At 64.7% G+C, this 18,595-nt stretch carries 16 protein-coding genes; 11 read left to right on the forward strand and 5 right to left on the reverse strand.

What is annotated here, in order from left to right; translation table 11 throughout:
- The first annotated feature begins 106 nt into the window (after nt 1–106).
- The gene (locus Ga0102493_RS03125) at nt 107–550 is read left to right on the forward strand and encodes a hypothetical protein (protein WP_069297447.1); all 444 of its coding nucleotides are present in this window, start codon (nt 107–109) and stop codon (nt 548–550) included.
- Between the two features lie 220 nt (nt 551–770).
- Here the strand turns inward: Ga0102493_RS03125 and Ga0102493_RS03130 are convergent, their stop codons facing one another.
- The gene (locus Ga0102493_RS03130) at nt 771–1,598 is read right to left on the reverse strand and encodes a hypothetical protein (RefSeq protein ID WP_034906361.1); all 828 of its coding nucleotides are present in this window, start codon (nt 1,596–1,598) and stop codon (nt 771–773) included.
- 150 nt (nt 1,599–1,748) lie between these two features.
- On the opposite strand from Ga0102493_RS03130, the gene Ga0102493_RS03135 reads away from it, so the two are divergent.
- Entirely contained in the window at nt 1,749–3,095 is a 1,347-nt protein-coding gene (locus tag Ga0102493_RS03135) for a tetratricopeptide repeat protein (protein ID WP_034906359.1), read from the forward strand.
- Nucleotides 3,096–3,380: 285 nt separating this feature from the next.
- On the opposite strand, the gene Ga0102493_RS03140 is transcribed toward Ga0102493_RS03135, so the two are convergent.
- The 3 genes from Ga0102493_RS03140 to Ga0102493_RS03150 form a co-directional block, all read right to left on the reverse strand.
- Entirely contained in the window at nt 3,381–4,040 is a 660-nt protein-coding gene (locus Ga0102493_RS03140) for a potassium channel family protein (RefSeq protein ID WP_034906357.1), read from the reverse strand.
- On the reverse strand, nt 4,030–5,358 hold the full coding sequence (locus tag Ga0102493_RS03145; protein WP_034906354.1) for a TrkH family potassium uptake protein: 1,329 nt from the start codon (nt 5,356–5,358) through the stop codon (nt 4,030–4,032). The genes Ga0102493_RS03140 and Ga0102493_RS03145 overlap by 11 nt, the downstream gene beginning before the upstream one ends.
- 213 nt (nt 5,359–5,571) lie before the next feature.
- Nucleotides 5,572–7,293 (reverse strand): amidohydrolase, encoded by a 1,722-nt coding sequence (locus Ga0102493_RS03150; RefSeq protein ID WP_199796951.1) that lies wholly within the window; start codon nt 7,291–7,293, stop codon nt 5,572–5,574.
- A 138-nt stretch (nt 7,294–7,431) separates the two neighbouring features.
- Here Ga0102493_RS03150 and Ga0102493_RS03155 point away from each other — a divergent pair, with 138 nt between their 5' ends.
- Together Ga0102493_RS03155 and Ga0102493_RS03160 are read left to right on the forward strand one after the other, a co-directional pair.
- On the forward strand, nt 7,432–8,130 hold the full coding sequence (locus tag Ga0102493_RS03155; protein ID WP_034906351.1) for a Crp/Fnr family transcriptional regulator: 699 nt from the start codon (nt 7,432–7,434) through the stop codon (nt 8,128–8,130).
- A gap of 356 nt (nt 8,131–8,486) precedes the next feature.
- Nucleotides 8,487–8,936, forward strand: a complete 450-nt coding sequence (locus tag Ga0102493_RS03160) for a hypothetical protein (protein WP_150132407.1) — start codon at nt 8,487–8,489, stop codon at nt 8,934–8,936.
- 21 nt (nt 8,937–8,957) lie between these two features.
- Here Ga0102493_RS03160 and Ga0102493_RS03165 read toward each other — a convergent pair whose 3' ends face one another.
- On the reverse strand, nt 8,958–9,269 hold the full coding sequence (locus tag Ga0102493_RS03165; protein WP_034906345.1) for a hypothetical protein: 312 nt from the start codon (nt 9,267–9,269) through the stop codon (nt 8,958–8,960).
- 276 nt (nt 9,270–9,545) lie between these two features.
- Here Ga0102493_RS03165 and Ga0102493_RS03170 point away from each other — a divergent pair, with 276 nt between their 5' ends.
- The 7 genes from Ga0102493_RS03170 (at nt 9,546) to Ga0102493_RS03200 (ending at nt 18,589) form a co-directional block, all read left to right on the forward strand.
- Nucleotides 9,546–11,777 (forward strand): TonB-dependent receptor, encoded by a 2,232-nt coding sequence (locus tag Ga0102493_RS03170; protein ID WP_034906342.1) that lies wholly within the window; start codon nt 9,546–9,548, stop codon nt 11,775–11,777.
- A 99-nt stretch (nt 11,778–11,876) separates the two neighbouring features.
- On the forward strand, nt 11,877–12,368 hold the full coding sequence (locus Ga0102493_RS03175) for a DUF2141 domain-containing protein (RefSeq protein ID WP_081845780.1): 492 nt from the start codon (nt 11,877–11,879) through the stop codon (nt 12,366–12,368).
- Between the two features lie 206 nt (nt 12,369–12,574).
- The gene (locus Ga0102493_RS03180) at nt 12,575–15,031 is read left to right on the forward strand and encodes a TonB-dependent receptor (protein WP_161490036.1); all 2,457 of its coding nucleotides are present in this window, start codon (nt 12,575–12,577) and stop codon (nt 15,029–15,031) included.
- Between the two features lie 13 nt (nt 15,032–15,044).
- Nucleotides 15,045–15,629 carry a cytochrome b gene (locus tag Ga0102493_RS03185; RefSeq protein WP_051698419.1) on the forward strand — a complete coding sequence of 195 codons (585 nt, stop codon included), beginning with the start codon at nt 15,045–15,047 and terminating at the stop codon, nt 15,627–15,629.
- Nucleotides 15,626–16,351: a hypothetical protein gene (locus Ga0102493_RS03190; RefSeq protein WP_034906338.1), complete on the forward strand. Its 726-nt coding sequence runs from the start codon at nt 15,626–15,628 to the stop codon at nt 16,349–16,351. Before Ga0102493_RS03185 ends, Ga0102493_RS03190 begins: the two co-directional genes overlap by 4 nt.
- Before the next feature lie 13 nt (nt 16,352–16,364).
- A complete protein-coding gene (locus Ga0102493_RS03195; RefSeq protein ID WP_051698416.1) occupies nt 16,365–17,600 on the forward strand; it encodes an acyl-CoA dehydrogenase family protein in 1,236 nt (411 codons plus the stop codon).
- Between the two features lie 65 nt (nt 17,601–17,665).
- A complete protein-coding gene (locus Ga0102493_RS03200; protein WP_051698414.1) occupies nt 17,666–18,589 on the forward strand; it encodes an NmrA family NAD(P)-binding protein in 924 nt (307 codons plus the stop codon).
- Nucleotides 18,590–18,595 lie beyond the last annotated feature (6 nt).

Raw genomic sequence — 18,595 nt, forward strand, 5'->3', positions numbered from 1 at the left:
CGGTCGATGCGCAGCGGGCGGCTGCGAGCAGGGCCGACGCGCTCGTCCGTTCTCGCACGGCATCGCGGACGCAGGGTACGAAGAACCCGCCCCCGGTGCCTCGCGCGTGGGCCGTCAGAAGCGTCTCGCACGCATCCTGATGCGCCTGTCGTCCCTGATCGCCGCCTGCGTCGCGTCACCTGCCCCTGCATCGCTCGATGACCAGTATCAATGTCGCCGGCACGCAGAGGTCGAAGCGATCGTGATCCCGTCCTCGATGGACCGATCCCGCGCGACCATTCAGTTCGCAGGCCCGCTGGCGACGATTCCCGGCATCCCCCTGCAAGCGCAGCCCTTCGCAGACCGCGCCGTCACAACCTTTAAATCGCCTTCGGCGCAAGGGCGGCGCAGTGCGACCCGCTTCGTCATGGGAACGGATAGGGGCGAGCTCTACTTCGGCGATTTCTTCGCCAATTGCGACCGTATCCCGCAAGACGAGGAAGATCTCCTTCGCTGCAAAAGCTGCCGGCCCCCACGCCGACCATCAGTATCGGAACCGCGGAAGGAATGAGGCTTCGGCAAGGGGATCTTTCGGCACTCGCACCGTCCGAAAGGGTCGAGGGCAGCACTCTGGGCACCGAATATCATTCGGAAGGCGTTTCCTATCTTCCGGAAGAAAGGGGGGCGCCGTTCGGGCGGCGCGGGCCGGTGAGGCGTGGGTCTTTCGTCGATGCGACGGAGACATCGCCTTTTCAACGCTTGCGTGAAGACACGCGAGCGCGGCCGCGAAGTCACGCGGTTTGCACTCCGGGCGTGAAGCCGAGGTCCTCGTTTGGTGCGGGATGGCGCCAGCCGAACGAGCTCGCGGCGCTGCCGAGCGCCAGCCCGGCGACGAAAACGAGCCACGCGGGCACGCTGGCGAGCGCTTCGGCGGTCGGCTGCCACCAGGCCGTGAAGCCGACAAGCTTGTATGCGAACATGCCAAGAACCGCGATCAGGCCGAGCGTGAAGGGCAGCACCGGCTTTCCGGCCCGCGCATCGCGCATGACAAGCCACCCGAGGACCAGGACGGTCAGCAGGAAGCTCGCATCGGCAGCATGGCCGAACTTGTATAGCTCCTCTGCGGCACGGATCCTGAACCCCGGGACGTAACTGGCCAGCAGGCGGGACAGGACCGGCCCGATCAGCGGGAAGATGGTGGCGAGAAGATAGCGCGCATGCAGGTCGGGCGTCCGGCGATGACGCAGGGCCATGAAGAACGAAAACGGCACGAAGACCGATGCGACAAGATCGGCGAATGCGAGGTTCAATCCGAACATCTCGCGGAACGGCGTCACCTCTACCACCGTCACCTGCGTGGCAAGCAGCCCGCCAGCGGTGAACAAGGGGATGAGCGGCAGGCTCAGAAGACCGGCCACGCCATGCGCACGAAAGTGCCCGTTGTGGATCGTGTAGCTCTGGGTGATGATGAGGACCATCCACAAGGTCGCGGTAATGCCGTGCAGGTGATGCGCGAAAGATGCATCGGTAAAGACCATGAAGTAGCTCGGCCAGAACGCTGCGAACGTAGCGATCAGAAGGGTGAGAACCCAATAATGAGCGCGTGGGAAGGGCAGCATGGATGGCTCCTTGGCTGGCTGACGGTGCTTGCAGGTCAGCACCTTGCCGTCCGTTCCGCCAGTCGGCATGATCGGCAACGGCCGGATGTCCGCTGATGGCCGCTGTTGCCGCCGCCCCTTGCAGGCAGCGACCGGGCAATAGGAGGATGAGTGACAGACGCCGAGGCAGCAAGGCTGATAGGCTGGAAGCGCATCGCTGCTCATCTGGGCGTCAGCGAACGCAGCGCGCGTCGTTGGGAAGCCACCGAGGCATTGCCCGTTCACCGCCAGCAGCACGATGCCCGCAGCACCGTATTCGCCTATGCCCGTGAGCTCGACCGATGGCTTGAAAGTCGCGCACCCGATGAGGAACGTGGTGGTGCTGCCGGTTCGGTTTTCGGACGCCGAAGTGTCCTGGTCGCTGCCCTGCTCGTGCTGGCGATCGTCATCGGTCTTGGCACGATCGCGATGGTGCCGCGCGCGCAGGCCGATCTTTCCCCCGACGGCGAGGCTGTGGACCTGTTCGAGCGCGGTACTGCGCTCTACTCGCAACGTGGCCGCGAACCGGTGGCGCGTTCGATTAAGCTTTTCACTCAGGCGGTCGAACGGGACGAGAACTTCGCGGAAGCCTGGGCCGGGTTGGCCCGGTCATGGGCCGTCTATCCGACCTACGATCCCGCGATTTCGGAAGAGCGAGCCGCGGCCGAGGCGGTCAGCGCCGCCAATCGCGCGCTCACGCTGAAGCCGGACCTCGCCGACATTCGCACCCTGCTGGTTTCGGCGGCCTACCGGAAGCGCGACTGGGCGGAGGCCGAGCGGCTCTACCGCGAGGCGCTGCAAGCCGATCCGCGCAATTCCGATCTGCTGATCTGGTTTGTGGGGCATTTCCGCAATGCCGGGATGTTCGAGGAGGTGGACGCGCTGACCGAGCGGGCGCTGGAGGTCGCCCCGCAATCGCCGCCGGTGTTGAGCGAGAAAGCGATGAACACGCTGCACCTGGGCGATCTTAAGGGGGCGGAGGCGCAGCTCGATTATATCTGGTCCGGCCTTGGCCTGCGTGCGCCGATCGTCTGGTTCGGGAAGTTCGCGGCGATGGCCAAGCGGGGTGACGGACCGGCGATGAAGGTCTTTCTCGACGATCTCCCGTTCGGGAACGAGGAGGTCTTCCGCCGCTTCGCCGCAGCCATAGACGAGGACAGTCCAACCAGCCGGGAGCGTTTCGCCGCTGCGGTCCGGGCCGACAAAGCCCTGCCGCCGTGGATCGCCTATTACTTTCTTCAGGAACTCGACCTGACGGATCAGGCATTGACGATTGCCGAGGAGGCGGCTCGCAGCGGTGCATTCGACAATTCGGTCGTCCTGTTTCAGCCCAATGCGAAGGATGCGCGCAGCACCGAACGCTTCGCCGACATTGCGGAGGAACTCGGTCTCGTCAGTTACTGGCGTGAACGCGGTGTGCCGAGCATCTGCAAGGAAGAGCGCAAGACCCCGGTCTGCCGGCGCATATCCGAAGGCTGAGCCGCGCGTCGGGAATTGTGGCAGAGAGTGTCCGCGTGCGGTCCGGCATGGCGCTTCTTCGGGCGACGCGAACTGCCGCGTGCCCTCTGCGGTTCGCGAAATCGGCATTGGTGGCGCCATTTCAATAAGATAGTCGATCGGCTCCCGGGGCATCAGCTGAAAGGCAGGTCTGGGCGAACATTTCTTGCAGTCCGCCCGTCCGGTGTTCGGCGCACGCCATGTTGTCGCTTATGAACGAAACTGGCTGGAGCAGGACATTCCGGCGATCCGCCATGTCGCTGGCTGTCAGATGGCCGAGAAACGTTCGATTTTCTCGATGCGGCCCGACACCACGAGTTCGTCGCCGGGGAAGATGATCGTGTCGGGCACGGCGTGGATGAAGTCCTCGCCAGCACGCTTGACACCGACCACAGTCACGTCGTGCTTTTTGCGGCACTGGCTCGTTATCAGCGGCAGGCCCACGATCGGCTCGGGCGCCTTCAATCGCGCGATCGCGAACTCGTCCCCGAAGCTGATGAAGTCGAGGAGGCGTTCGTTGACGAGATGCGCGACGCGTTCGCCCATCTTCTGTTCGGGAAAGACGACGTGATGCGCCCCGGTGCGCTCGAGTATGCGGCCATGGCGCTCAGTGTTGGCCTTGGCCCAGATGTTCGGTAGCCCGAGATCAACCAGCGCGAGGACGGTGAGAAGGCTTGCCTCGATCGCGCTGCCGATGGCGACGACACCGGTCTCGAACTCCGCAGCGCCGAGGCTGCGCAAGGTGTCGGTGTCGGTGCTGTCCGCCTCGACCGCCTGGGTAAGCACGTCCTTGTGTGCGCGCACGGTATCGGGGTCGGTATCGACACCGAGCACCTCGTGGCCCATGCGTTCCAGCGTGCAGGCGACCGCGCTGCCGAAGCGGCCGAGACCGATGACGATGACGGGTTGGCGTCGTTCAGCCGACAATGGGATTCTCCTCGGGGTAACGATAGGGCAGATCGCGCGCATCGAGCGCGAGCGCGGTGGCAGCAGTGATCGTGCCGACGCGCCCGACAAACATCAGGACCACCAGAACGACCAGGGCCGAGGGCGGCAGATCGGCGGTGATCCCGGTCGACAGGCCGACGGTGGCGAAGGCCGAGATCGTCTCAAACAGAACGTCCTGCAAAGGCAGACGCGTGACCGAGGTGATGAACATCGTCGCGGCGAGGACCAGCAAGAGCGCGATCGAGGCGACGGTAAGCGCCTGGCGTTCGAGCGCATGGCCGAAGCGCCGCCCGAACATCGCGGCATCGCGACGCCGGAGCACTTCGGCCAGCACGATGGCGATCAGGACCATGAAGGTCGTGATCTTGATGCCCCCTGCGGTCCCCGCGCTCCCACCGCCGATGAACATGAGGACGTAGTTCACGACGAGGCTTTCCTCGTGGAAGGAGCCCAGGTCGAGGCTGTTGAATCCGGCCGTGCGCGGCATGACCGAATGGAACGCGGCGTTGACCAGCTTGTCCCACACAGGAAGGCTCCCCAGCGTTTCCGGGTTGCTCCATTCCATCACCAGCAGCGCGAGAAAGCCAAAGGCGAGCAGGCCGATCGTACCCGTCACCGTCATCTTCGAATGGAGGGTCCAGCGCCTCCAGCGGAAACCGTGCCCGCGCCAGTCTTCCATGACGGGAAAGCCGAGCGCCGAGATCATCACCGTGATCGCAATCGGCGCAAGGATCAGAGCATCGCCGGTGAAGCCCGAAAGGCCTGTGCTGAAGGTCGAGAAGCCAGCATTGTTGAACGCGCTCACTGCGTGGAACAAGCCGTGCCAGGCGGCTTCGAGCGGTGCCATATCCCAGGCTAGCGCAAAGCGGAGCGCGAGGATGACGGCGACGATTGCCTCGACGGTGACGGTGATGCCGAGGATCAGCTTGAGCACCGACGACGTTCCGAGCAGGTTGAGCCGACTGCGTTCGACATGGGTCGCCATCCGGTCGCGCAGACCAAAGCCGCGCCCGGCCATAAGGCCCAGAAGCGTCGCCGCGGTCATGATGCCGAGTCCGCCGATCTGGAACATGAGGAGGATCGCCCCTTGCCCGAAGGGCGACCAATAGGTCGGCGTATCCTCCACGATCAGCCCCGTCACCGCCACCGCCGATGTCGCAGTGAAGAGCGCGGTTGTGAGAGACGCCCCCTTGCCGTCGGCCGTCGCCACCGGCAGGCTGAGAATGACTGTCCCGATCGCGATCGCCCCGAGGAAAAGCAGCGGGATCAGCCTGATCGGATCGGACAGCGCCTTCATCGCCAGTCCATTGGCCTTCCTAGAGAAGGATGGCAACATCTCCGCTTCGGAGCCGAAACCTGAAGAGCAGATTTCTCGTAATCGCGGCCATGGGTGGTGCCTCGGCGTTCATTACGTCGATCGGGGATTTACGGAGAGACCCCGCGACTACAAGCGCGGCAAAACCGATCATCCGGCGTTCAGGGGCCGATGCAATCCGTTCGCTCCAGCCGGCTACGTGCGCTCGTAGATGGTCTCGCCTTCCTTGATCGTCTCCTCGATCGTTATGTCGCGGATTGCCATGGGGTCGACCTTGAGCGGATCGGCCGAAAGTATGACCAGATCGGCAAGCTTGCCGGGCGCGATGCTGCCCTTGGTGGCTTCCTCACGATACTGGTAGGCGGCGTTGACGGTGATCGCCTGAAGCGCCTCATAGGGCGTGATCCTCTGGTCCGCGCCCAGCGTCTCGCCCGAGCGCAGCGGACGGTTCACCGCCGTCCAAACCGTCAGCATCTGGTTCAACGGAACCACGAAGGCATCCGTGTGATTGGTGGGCTTGAGACCCGCCGCCAGCGCCGCCTTCATCGGGCTGATGAAGGCGGCCTGCTCGATGCCGCGATTGGCGACATGGGTGTCGCCGAAGAAGAAGGTGTGATCGGTGAAGAGCGCCGGGATCAGGTTGAGCTCCCTGAATTCGGCGATCTGGTCGGGCCTGATGAACTGGCAATGGATGCATACCGTCCGGCGATCACCCGCCGGATCGTCACCGGCCGCCTCGCGGTGCAGCTTGATCAAGTAATCGATGGCGGCATCGCCATTGGCGTGCAGCAGCACCTGCAGGTTGTTGTCGTAGCAGAACCGCATCGTCTTCTTCATCAAGTCGGTCGGGATGCCAGGGCCGCCGGTGTAATCGGCTTCACCGGCCGGCCCGCCCTGCAGGTAGGGCGTGGTGAACCAGGCAGTGCGTCCCTGGGGTGACCCGTCGGCGGTAATCTTGCAGCCGCCGATCTTGAAACGGTTGGTGTAGCTGCCGAACGTGGCGGGCGCATTGTCCTTCAGGATCGCTTCGAGATCCGTGACGAAGGGATAGGCCACGACGTCGATGAAAAAGCCGCCCTTCTCGGCGATGCGCTTGAGCTGGGCCAGTGGGGCGACATGCGTTGCGCCTTCTTGGGCGGTGGTGACGCCTGCGGCGGCATAAATCATCTGTCCCTTGCGCGCGGCCTCTACCTCGTCCGCTTCGCTCGGGATCGGCAGCTTGGTGATCATCGGAATATAGGCCGCCTCCATCACCAGTCCCTGCAGTGCCTTGCCGTCAGCCTTGCGCAGGATGACCCCTCCCTCGGGCGTCGGCATGCCGTCGGTGTAGCCGAATTTCTCCATCGCCTTGGAGTTCATCACCGCACCGTGCATCGAGACATGCACGATGCCGACCGGATTGTCGGGGAAGGCAGCGTCGAGAATGTCGCGGCTCAGCACCTTTCCGTCCGGCATCAGGTTTTCGTCATAGCCATAGCCGAGCAGCAGTTCGCCCGGCTTCAGGCCCTTGGCTGTCGCGCCCTTCTTCAGCTCGGCGACGATCGCATCGACATCCGCGGCCGGGCCGGCTGGCGGGGCCGAGACATTGATGCGGTCGCCGAGCACGAGCGAGTCGATGAAGTGGCTGTGGGGATCGATGAAGCCGGGCATCATCACCTTTCCCTCGAGGTCCTTCAGCTCAGTGCCGTCGACCTTCAGCTTCATCGCTTCCGCTTCTTTGCCCACAAAGACGATCTTGCCCTCGTCGACCACCACTGCTTCGACATAGGTCGGGACTGCGCTTGCCATGGTCAGGATCGGACCGCCGTGAATGATCATGTCGGCCCCCGCCGGATCGTCGTCTCCACCGGCGCTGAGTCCCGAACAGCCCGACAGAGCGACCGCCAGACCGGCGGAAAGCAGAAAACCCGTGCGCATGATGATGTCCCTCCTGTTGTCAGGGCGACATATCACGTGCGGATGGCGCAGATTGCCCGATTCTCGACAAACCAGTATACACTTGGGCGGGATGAGGGGGGACATGGCGGGGCACATGGCTGACGGGGAGCGGGGCACATGGCTGACGGGGACGATCCAGAACGGGTCTTGCACGAGATCGGCTGGCTCGCCGGCTTTCCGGCCCCGTTCCGCAAGATCTGGCTGGCGAACGCGCGGACCATCACTGTCGAGCGCGGCGAGGCCGTCTATCGGGAGGGGGACGAGGGCCGCTGCTTTTACGGCCTGGTCACCGGAACGCTGGCGATCACCATCGGGCCGCCGCTGCTCGCGCCGCGGCTGGTCAACATCATGAACCCCGGGACGTGGTTCGGGGTCGGCCCGATGCTCAAGGGCGAGCCGCGGAATATGGAATTCCGCGCCGCCGAACCCGCGCGGCTTGTGCGGGTGTCCGGCGCCGCGATCGACCAGATGGCGGAGCGCGGTCCTCTCATCCTGCGCCATGTCGGACGCCTGGCGATGTGGGGGCACGACCTGGCCACGCGTATTGCGGCCGAGTTGCTTATCCCCTCGTCGAACCGCCGGATCGCCGCGGTGATCCTGCGCATCGCCTCGCCCGATCCGATGGACGGCCGGGTCGGTGAGAGCGGCATATGCGTCACCCAGTCTCAGATCGCGGAGATGGCAAATGTCTCGCGCAACCTGGCCAATACCGCATTGGGGGAGCTGCGCGCCGCAGGCTGGATCGAAACACGCTACAACCGGCTGCTGGTCCGCAACCCCGCCGCACTGGCCGCCTTTGTCCATGGCGATGACTAGGCCGGGCAATCGGGCAAGGTCACTTGCCTGAGGAGGGGCTGAACGCAGTGCCCGCCCACGCTTGATCAGCGGCTCGCGGGCATCCCGCATCGGTCGGGGCAAATGGACCCTCGCCGACAGTGCCCGGCGGCGCGCAAGCGAGGCCCCGCGCGGTGTGCGGGCGGGACAATCGCCGGCCTGCAAGCGGTCTAGCGGACATTGGCCGGCGAAAGCCCGCGCAGGGTCATAGCCTTTTTTCGGGGGTGCCGCGGCGTTTTGCATGAGGGGGCATGTCCCGCCGCAAATAGCCTTGCGCCATGCACCCGAAAGCCAGCCAGCACTCCGCCCCTACAGTCGAATCCGAACGCGCCATCGTGATGCGCGAAACGATGATTTCGACCGTGCCCAACGCGCTTGTTTCGGCGGCCTTCGTATGGCTGCTTTTCGGAGGACAGGCGACCGTTTCCCTGTGGGGGATGAGCGGGCTCGCCTTCGATCTGGTGCCCACCACCTTCATGCTGACATTGATGACGACGATCGCGCTCACGCTGATTTTTCGAAAGCGGCGTCGCGGCACCTCGCGCGCAGGCGCGCCCGGCAGCGGCGGCCCGCTTCCCTTGCCGCATCATCCGGTACTTCGCGGGATCGTTCTCGCAGTGTTGCTTTCGGTCCTGTTCGTCCCGGCCAGCGTTGCCGTCCTGAGCGCGATATGGATCGAGGACTGGTCCTATGCGCGCGTGCTCTGGTTCAAGATCGTGTACGGCATTTTGGTGGGCTGGGCGGCGACGCCTCTCGTCGTTCTCGCAGCGCTTCGCGAACGAGGGTGAGGGGCGCCGGTCGCAGCGCGATCAATTGAAGATTACATCGCCTGACTGGTTGTCGACCACTATGTCGCAGTCGAGATATTCGACGTCCGGCGCGTGACCGGTCTTGGCCTTTATCATCTCGCTCGCCCGGGCGAAGAACGCCTCGGCCGATGCGCGATCGGCCCAGAGATAGATGCTGCGCCCGACCCCTGCCTCGGCATCGAGGTGGATCGCCTTGCGGATAAGCGCCGGTGCGGCCGCCTGATAGATCGGTATCGTCTTCTTGATTTCCTCCAGCGCCTCCTCGTGGGTTTCGCCCGGCGCGAGTTTGAAGCGAACGATGGTGGAAATCATGTCGGTGGGTCCTCCCGGTGATCGGATGCCCTGATTTTGCTGGCGATCCGGCCCGCTGAGAAGGTCATTTTCGCTGCCAGTGCCATAACCGGCGCGACATGGCGCGCAGGCCGGCCGAGCCCTCACGTAAATTCTTTTCATGCCCGCGGCGGCATTAGTGATTACCGCCCGGGGCGGCGTGCGTGGACGTTTGCATCTTTGGGGGAACGGCGACCGGGTCCTGGGGAGACCACGGCCACCACGATCCCCCGTAAACTCCCGAGGGGGGAAGACAGGATGCAAAGACTTTCGCTTTTCGCGACCGGCCTGGTGGTCGGCACTTCCGTCATCGCGCAGGAGGCCATGGCGCAGGACGCCGCAACCGGTCCGCAGTCGGATGCCGCCGGCAACGAGATCATCGTTACTGCCCAGAAGCGCGAGCAACGCCTGATCGACGTGCCGATCTCGATCATCGCCAAGACCGGTCTTGAACTCCAGAACGCAGGCATCAACGATTTCAACGACATCACGGCGCGCGTGCCCAACCTCGTCATCAATGAAACGCCCGCGAACAAGCAGATCACGATCCGCGGTATCGGCACGACCGGAAACAGCTTCTCCTTCGAGCAGTCGGTCGCGCTGTTCGTCGATGGCATCTATGGCGGGCGCAACCGCCAGTACAACCAGCCCTTCCTCGACATCGAGCGGCTGGAGGTGCTGCGCGGACCGCAGGGCGCGCTGTTCGGACGCAACACCGGCGCTGGCGCGATCTCGATCACCACGGCCCGCCCGACGCAGGAGCTTTCGGCCGAAGCCTTCGCCGAATACGAGGTGCGCACCGAAAGCCTGAACACGACCGCGATCGTCAATGGCCCGCTGACCGACACCCTCGCGATCCGCATCGCCGCGCGCTATGCCGACGAAAACGGCTGGCTCTTCAACGAGACGCTCGACCGGGCCGAGCCGCAGACCGAAAATTTCGTCGGGCGCGTCTCGATGCTGTGGGAACCGGCGGACAATGTCGAGATCTTCGGCAAGCTCGAATATTCCGAAGTCGACATCATCGGATCGCCTTTCGAACTCGTACGCGGGGGCGAGCGTCCGGATTACGTCAAGAATTCGGACGACACCCTGTCGCCCGAGCGCGACAACGCCGACGCGCTGAACGGCGTGCTCCAGATCGATATCGGACTCGGCGATCACACCCTGACCGCAATCACCGGCTATTCGGGCTATGATTTCGCGCAGGCCTTCAACATCCAGGGGCAGAGCCCGACGCGGCTGGTGGCCGAGAACGCCGAGGAATTCACCCAGTGGTCGCAGGAAGTGCGGCTGCTGTCCCCGACTGACGGCGCGTTCGATTACGTCATCGGCGGCTATTACGAATGGAGCGAATCGCTCGTCGATCGGGCGCAGATCTTCGATTTTCCGCCGCCCTTCTCGCCGCGCACGCCCGACCAGATCGTCGAGCGGCGCTTCGACCAGCAGACCGACGTGCTCTCCGCTTTCGTCCAGGCGAACTGGCGCTTTGCGGACCAGTTTTCGCTGGGTGCGGGATTGCGCTGGACCCGGATCAGCAAGGAGGCCGAAGTCGAAGGCACCACCACCAGCTTCATCGTGCCCCCAGGCGCACCCGTACCGCCGCCCGGAGTGCTGCCCCGTGTCACCCCGATCTTTCTCGATGGGGAATTCTCCGAAAGCTCCTTTGCGCCGTCGGCTTCGCTGAACTGGACGCCCGACCGCAATCTCACGGCCTATGTCCGCTATGCGCGCGGCGAGAAAGGCGGGGCGTTCTCCGAGTTCCAGGGCGTGACGGAAGCGACCTTCTTTCTCGAACCCGAATTTTCCGACCTGTTCGAAATCGGCATCAAGGCGCAATTCCCCGAGGTTCGCGGGTTCCTCAACGTGATCGCCTACACGACCGATTACAGCGACCTGCAACGGTCTGCGCTCAACATCGATACGGCGGAATTCATCACCTCGAACGCCGCCGGGGCGCGCACCCGCGGGGTCGAGATCGAAGGTGGTTTCTCGCCTGTCGACGGCCTGACCCTGTCGGCGGCGGTGGCCTATCTCGATGCGTTCTACACCAGCTTTCCGAACGGGCCATGCACCGTCGACAACCCGGATGCGAACGCGCCGGGCGGCTGCGCGCAGGACCGTTCAGGCGATCCGCTTGAGAATGCGCCCGAATGGACGGGGAACGTGGCGGCCGATTTCGACAGGCCGGTTTCCGACACGCTCAGGGTCTTCGCCAATGCGACGCTCAATTTCCAGTCGGATGTGCAGTTCCGCGAATTCGGTGATCCGCTGACGGTTCAGGACGCCTTCTCCAAGACCGACATCAGGGTCGGGTTCGGCGATATCGATCGTGGCTGGCAACTTGCCCTTCTCGTCCGCAACCTGTTCGAGGAGCGCACGTCTTCGCTGATCTTTCCGACCTTTCCGATCGGGCTCGGGCCTGCGGACCGGGTTCACCTGCCCGACCCGCTGCGCAGCTTCACGATCCAGGCGCGTGTCGCTTTCTGAGGCGCAAAGCCCGCGGCGAACACGATTGTCGGTGGCTCGGCCCCGCTCTCGTCGCTCCGCGCCTCATGAATACTAGTCACGGGAAGGGTGGGGCTTTCTATGGGCCGCGCCGGCTCGGTGCGCTTTAGCCTGACGGCTCAATCTGTTCCGCCGGATCTACAAAAGGAAAGACCCATGCGCCCCCCGTTCATCGCGCTCGCCCTCTTCGGTATCACTGCCCCGGTTTCGGCCGGCGACGTGGCCGTCACGCTCGAAGGAGTGAAGGATCCGGAAGGCGCGCTCGTCGTATGCCTGTGGGATCGGGACGCGAAGTTTCCCAATTGCGAAAAGGGCGAGCCGGTGAAGCGCATCGTCCTTCCCGCGACCGCGAAGACGGCGACCTTCGAGGGGGTCTCCGACGGGACCTATGCGGTGTCGGCTTTCCACGACGCGAACGGCAACGGCAAGCTCGACACGAATTTCATCGGCATGCCCAAGGAGGCGGTGGCGATGTCGAACAATCCGCGCCTGATGGGGCCGCCGCGTTTCAAGCCGGCCCTCTTCGAAGTCGCAGGTCAGACCGCGATCACGCTTCGGTTCCAGGGGATGTAGCCACAACTAGAGGTCATGACCTCAGCCCGCGATTTCGTTCCGAAGAGTGCCTCGCACCGTGTCATTCATTTGAAACTATCTGGAACACGCCGGTGGGGACCGGCCACGGTTCGAAACGATTCTGGCGCTCAATGCCCGCAATGACCCGGGACGGGCCGCCTTTTGGGAACACCGGCTTGGTTGCCACAGCTCGGGGGGAGATGAACGTGACACTGAAACTTGCTGCATTCGGTCTGATGGCGAGTTCATGCCTGACACCGGCTTTCGCGAATTCCCTCGACCCTGCCGATGACCCTGCAGCCGCCGCGCAGGCGGCAGGCGCTCAGGCCGGTCCCGACGCCGAAAGCGGCGAACCGGCCAGGGACCAGGGTATCATCGTGACCGCCCAGCGGCGCGAGCAGAACCTGCAGGACGTGCCGATCTCGATCACCGCGCTCTCGGCAGAGGAAGTGGAGGCGCGCTCGATCAACACGGTCAGCGAGGCAGTCAGCTTCGCGCCCAACGTGTCGGTAACGGCCGGCCCCAATGGCGGCGATGACGGCGGTTTCTTCATCCGCGGTGTCGGCCAGCTCGACAATTCGATCGCGGTCGATCCCGGCGTCGGCGTCTATATCGACGAAGTCTACATCGCCCGCCTGCAGGCGTCCTCGCTCAACCTGCTCGACATCGAGCGGATCGAGGTCCTGCGCGGCCCGCAGGGCACGCTGTTCGGACGCAACACGATCGGCGGGGCGATCAGCGTCGTCACCGCCAAACCCGATTTCGACGAGGTTTCGGGCCGCGCCCGCCTGATCGTCGGCGCACGCGACCGGTTCGATCTTGCAGGATCGGTCAATGTTCCGCTGAGTGACAATGCGGCGGTTCGCGCCACGGCGTTCACCCGCAACCAGACCGGGTTCGGCGAGAACGTCTACACGGGCGAGACCTTCGGCGACATCGAGGATTACGGCGGGCGAATGCGCTTTCGCTGGCAGGCTAGCGACCGGCTCGAGGTCAACCTGATCGGCGATTACACCGCCGGGCGCGGATCGCCCTCGCATCAGGTGCTGCTGGGCTTCAACCCGATGGCCGGGATCACCGTGCCCGGAGCGCCCCCTGGCGGCCCTCCCGGTGGCCCTCCCGGTGGTCCTCCCGGTGGCCCGCCGGGCGGCCCGCCCGGTGGCCCGCCGGGCGGCCCGCCCGGTGGCCCTCCCGGTGGAATGCCGCCCTCTGGCCCGATGTTCATTCCCGGCGTATCGCCGACCGGCGTTCCCCTGCCCAGCGACGTGGGTGCGGACCGGTCGACCGATCTCAGCCTCAATTTCGCATCGGTCCCCGCGATCAACGACAACGACAATGGCGGCATCTCGCTCAACGTGCGTGCCGATCTTGCGGACAACCTGATCCTGCGCTCGATCACCGCGTGGCGCAGCTATGAAGAGCAGACCTTCAACGATTTCGACGGCACCGGCTACGTGCTGTATGACAATCGCAGCGCGCTCGACCAGGAACAGTTCAGCCAGGAATTGCAGCTGGCTGGCAATTTCGGCGACTCGATCGATTTCCTCCTGGGCGCCTATTACTTCCGCGAAGACATCGCCAACCAGATCGAGCTGTGCACCGGCACGACTGCGCCCCGGCTCGAGAACCGCTGCCTGCGCAGCCGCAACGACATCGGGCTGGAGGTCGAATCCTTCGCCCTGTTCGGCCAGGCATCCTGGTTCATCACCGACGAGCTCGAACTCTTCGGCGGCGCACGCTGGACCGAGGAGACCAAGGACCAGAGCTTCAATTCGGTGCTCGACAACACTGACGGGGTGACGACGGTGCTGCCGCCCTTCGTGATGCCGCCGCCCGGAACCACCCGCGAGGCGCTGCCTTTTACCCAGGTATCCGCGACCTTCGACGCCTTCACCCCGAAATTCGGGATCAATTACCGCGTCATTCCCGAAGTCACGGTCTATGCAAGCTATGCGCAGGGCTTCAAGTCGGGCGGCTTTACCGGCCGGCCGAGCAATGCCGAAATCCTGCCCTACGATCCTGAAATCGCAACCACCTATGAAGCGGGGATCAAGACCCTGCTTTTCAATGGCGACCTCAGGATCAACGCGGCCGCCTTCCAGTCGGATTACGAGGACATCCAGCTGCTCGTCTTCACGCCGATCAGCGGCCTGTTCGAGACCCGCAATGCCGGCGATGCCGAAATCCGGGGCTTCGAACTCGAAGCCAATGCGAGCCTTGGCGAACGGATCACGGTCTACGGATCATTGGGCTACATCGATGCGGAATACACCCGCCTCAGCGACCAGGTGGCGAACATCACGCTCGACACGCCGCTGCCGCTGACGCCGGAATGGACCTATGCGATGGGCGCGCAATACACCCAGCCGCTGCCCGACGATCTGGGCGCGCTGCTCTTCCGCGCGGATTTCAGTGGCCGCTCGAGCTTCTCCTACCAGCTCGAGGCCGATCCGCTGGAGATCGAGGACGGGTTCGACATCCTCAACGTCCGGGCGAGCTACGTGACGCCCTCGCGCGATCTCGAGATCTCGTTTTTCTTCACCAATGTCACCGACGAACGCTTCTTCACTAACATGCAGGATACCCTTGCCGGGAACGGCACGGCCTTCGGCGGCATCGGCGAACCGCGCGAATGGGGCCTAGAGGTGGACGTTCGGTTCTGACAGGAGACGGCGAATGCGACAGGAAACGGGCGTGACGCGCTATCACCCGCTGGTCGTGGCACTGCACTGGCTGGTGGCGCTGCTGGTGGCGGGCAATCTCGCGGCGGGTGCCCTGCTGCTGGAGCCGCTCGCCAATGCCGACCCCGCCAAGGCGGAAATCCTGCGCCTGCACATGGCATCGGGCCTCGCGATCCTCGTGCTGATGGCGCTGCGCCTGATTGCCCGCGCCGTCACCAAAGCGCCCGTCTCGCCGCATGGGAAAGGCGCGCTGCGCTGGGTCGCGCGGTTCAACCACTGGGCGCTCTATCTTGTGGTGATCGCGATGCTGTCGACCGGTCTAGGCATGGCGCAGATGGGCGAACTCTTCCCGCTGCTCGAAGGGGCGGCCGTGACGCTTCCCGCAAGCTTCGAGAGCCTACCGCCCTATGCCGGGCACGTCCTGTTCAGCAGCGTCCTGCTGGCGCTCGTCGCCCTGCACGTGGCTGCGGTCGCATACCATCATGCCCGCGGGGAGAACCTGCTCGCGCGGATGTGGTTCGGGCGCCGCGAAGATCACGACGCAGGGGTCCTCAATACCCCGGCCAAGAGCCGGACATGACGGCGGGGGCGAAGCCGGCGGCCAGGGATGTTACCCGCATCAGGCTCGGCATCGCCCTCCTGGTCGTATCGGGCGTGATGACCGTCGCCGGCCTGGCCCTGCGAGGCCCAAACCCGGTCGACGGGCACGGGCTCGACGTCGCGGCCTTCGTCGAGGTCTCGCTCGCTCCGACGCATGCGCTGACCTGGGCGATCCTGCTTTCGAATCTCACGCTGCAGATCTTCGCCTGGATGGCGCTGTGGGCCTTCCTGCGCGATACGCCGGAGGAACGGCTCGCCTTCTGGGGCATGGTGCTGAGCATCATCGGCAACGGGCTGTTCCTGCCGATCGCGGGGATCGTCGCGCTGACCGCGCCGATGCTGGCTCGGCTCTATCGCGAGGGCAACGAGGCGGTGATCGCGATCGCCGACAGCGCGATCTTCGGACCGCTGGCGCTGCCTTTTCTCATCGTCTCGGCCTTCGCTCTCCTGTTCGGCGCGGCGCTGACCGCGCTGGTGCTGTGGCGCTCGCCGCTGCTGCCGCGCTGGACCGCGATCCCCTATTTCCTCCACGGCCTGTGCCTGACCTTCTTTGCTCAGGTTCATTTCGCTCTCGAATTCAGCGGCGGCCCCCTGCTTCTGGCTAGCGCGCTCGGCATTGCCGCCGCGGTTTGGCGCCACACCGCGCGGCCGCATGCGGCGCCGGGCGACGGGCGCGGGGCCCTTTCGCCGGGCGGGCGCTAGCAGGAGAACGGCAGTGATAGGTTTCGAACTCACCGACGAACAGCGGATGCTCCAGCAGACCGCGCGCGATTTCGCAGCCTCGCACATCGCTCCTTGCGCTGAGCGTATCCGGCGGGCCGAGGACGGGATCGATCCGTGGCAGGAAGTCCGGCCCGTATTCCTGCGCGCAGCCGAACTGGGCTTCACCAACCTGCTCATTCCCGAAGAACATGGCGGGGTCGGGGGCAGCGCGCTCGATCACGTGCTGATCATGGAAGAGCTCGGTGCGGCGGATCACGGGATCGCGTCGACCTATCTCAACATCTCGGCCACCGCGCCGCTGATCATCCTGCATGGCGGAACCGACGCGCAGCGCGAGGCCTGGCTGCCGGAAATCGCGGCCGCCGACGATTTCGTGCTCGCCAGCGCCTCGAGCGAACCCGACGTTGCCGGGGCCGACAGCTTCTGCCCTTCGCCCGATCCGCGCATCGGCCTGAAGAGCACGGCGAGGCGCGAGGGCGACGAATATGTCCTCAACGGCGCCAAGTCCGGATTTTCGACGAATGCGGGGGCTGCGCGTGGATATTTCGTGATGGCGCGCACCGATCTGTCGAAGCCGGCGCGCGAAAGCACGGCGATGTTCTTCGTGCCGGCGGACACGCCCGGGCTCAAGGTCGGTCGGCGCACGCGCCTGTCGGGCTGGGAAACCGCGTGTCAGGCCGAGGTCATTCTGGAAGACGTGCGGATCCCCGCCGGCCGTCGCGTCGGAGGGGAGGGCAGCGACGCCGGAATGATCTTCTTCCGCATCCTGCCCTACCTCGCCTCGGGCTTTGCTGCGACCTTCGTCGGCCTCGCGCGGGCGGCCTTCGATCTTGCCTTTGCCTATGCGCATGAGCGCGTGAGCTGGGGACAGCCGATCATCGAGCACCAGGCCGTCTCGCTCAAGCTCGCCGACATGGCGGTCGAAATCGAGGCTGCGCGGCTGATGGTCTGGCGCGCGGCGGCGGCTGCGGACACGGGCGATCCGCGCGCCGGAATGCTTTATGCGCCCGCAGCCAAGACGATGGCCGTCGACACCGCGATCCGCTGTGCCGAGCGGGCGATGAAGATTCTCGGTTCCTATGGCATCACGCGAGAATATCCGGCCGCCCGGATGCTCAACGACGCCTGGATCGGCGACAGCTGCGACGGCACGCGCGACGTGCTGCGTCTCAACATAATCCAGGCCATGCGCATGGCCGCTGCCGGCGGCCCCCCGCCCGGCCATTGAACCCCTAGCTGCGCCCGGTCGCCCGATGCTGGGCGATGCGGGGGTCTTTTGAAACGGAGAGTGCGATGATCCTCGTTACCGGACCCAACGGAAATGTCGGCACCGAACTCGTGCGGATGCTCGCCGCGCAGGAGACGCTGCCCTACAAGGTCGCCGCGCACACGCCGGAGAAGATCGACCGGCTGTACGGCACGCACGTCCCGCGCGTGCATTTCAACTTTGCCGACCGCACGACCTGGCCGGCCGCACTGGAAGGCGTGACGAGCGTCTTCCTGCTCTACCCCCTTCCGCATCCGCGCACGGTCGAGACCTGGATGCTGCCCTTCGTCGAGGCGATGGCGGATGCCGGGGTCGAGCATATCGTCTATGTCTCGGTCCCGACCGCGGGCGACACCAAGGTCGTGCCGCATTACAAGGTCGAACGCGCGATCGAGGCGAGCGGGGTATCCTATACGCTCCTGCGCGCCGCGTTCTTTTCGCAGAACCTGTGCCGCGACATCACCACCCACGCGGTCGATATTGCAAAGTACGACCAGATCTACATTCCCGCTGGCAAGGGCGTCACGAGCTTCATCGATTCACGTGACGTCGCCGAACTTGCGCTCAAGGTGATGGAATCGCCGGAGGAACACCGGAACCAGGCCTATGTCGTGACCGGGCCGGAAAAGCTCGATTTCTATCAGGTGGCCGATATCTTCACCGAGGTTCTCGGCCGCAAGATCACCTATGCAAATCCGTGGATCCCGCAGTTCTGGCTCCGCGTCGGCCCGCGCGTCACCTGGGACACGCTGCTGTTCATGACGATCGTCTATGCGCTGACCCGCTATGGGAAGAACGCGCCGATGACGGACACCTTGCCCCGGCTGCTCGGCCGGCCCGCGCGGACGATGCGTGATTTCGTGGAGGATTACCGCGATCGTTTCACGGGGGAGGCCGCAACGCGATCGCAAAAGGTCGCGACGCCCGGGGTCATGAAGAAGGTTTCGTAAAGGAGC

Origin of the sequence: Erythrobacter litoralis, assembly GCF_001719165.1 — a bacterium.
In the GTDB taxonomy this organism is placed as follows: Bacteria; Pseudomonadota; Alphaproteobacteria; order Sphingomonadales; family Sphingomonadaceae; genus Erythrobacter; species Erythrobacter litoralis.

Bases quoted from the DNA above. Each gene is read 5' to 3' on its own strand.
- Ga0102493_RS03170 (WP_034906342.1), top strand. From the start codon at position 9,546: ATGCAAAGACTTTCGCTTTTCGCGACCGGCCTGGTGGTCGGCACTTCC.
- Ga0102493_RS03190 (WP_034906338.1), top strand. From the start codon at position 15,626: ATGACGGCGGGGGCGAAGCCGGCGGCCAGGGATGTTACCCGCATCAGG.
- Ga0102493_RS03160 (WP_150132407.1), top strand. From the start codon at position 8,487: ATGCGCGAAACGATGATTTCGACCGTGCCCAACGCGCTTGTTTCGGCG.
- Ga0102493_RS03200 (WP_051698414.1), top strand. From the start codon at position 17,666: ATGATCCTCGTTACCGGACCCAACGGAAATGTCGGCACCGAACTCGTG.
- Ga0102493_RS03150 (WP_199796951.1), bottom strand. From the start codon at position 7,293: ATGCGCACGGGTTTTCTGCTTTCCGCCGGTCTGGCGGTCGCTCTGTCG.
- Ga0102493_RS03185 (WP_051698419.1), top strand. From the start codon at position 15,045: ATGCGACAGGAAACGGGCGTGACGCGCTATCACCCGCTGGTCGTGGCA.
- Ga0102493_RS03175 (WP_081845780.1), top strand. From the start codon at position 11,877: ATGGGCCGCGCCGGCTCGGTGCGCTTTAGCCTGACGGCTCAATCTGTT.
- Ga0102493_RS03130 (WP_034906361.1), bottom strand. From the start codon at position 1,598: ATGCTGCCCTTCCCACGCGCTCATTATTGGGTTCTCACCCTTCTGATC.
- Ga0102493_RS03145 (WP_034906354.1), bottom strand. From the start codon at position 5,358: ATGAAGGCGCTGTCCGATCCGATCAGGCTGATCCCGCTGCTTTTCCTC.
- Ga0102493_RS03155 (WP_034906351.1), top strand. From the start codon at position 7,432: ATGGCTGACGGGGACGATCCAGAACGGGTCTTGCACGAGATCGGCTGG.
- Ga0102493_RS03165 (WP_034906345.1), bottom strand. From the start codon at position 9,269: ATGATTTCCACCATCGTTCGCTTCAAACTCGCGCCGGGCGAAACCCAC.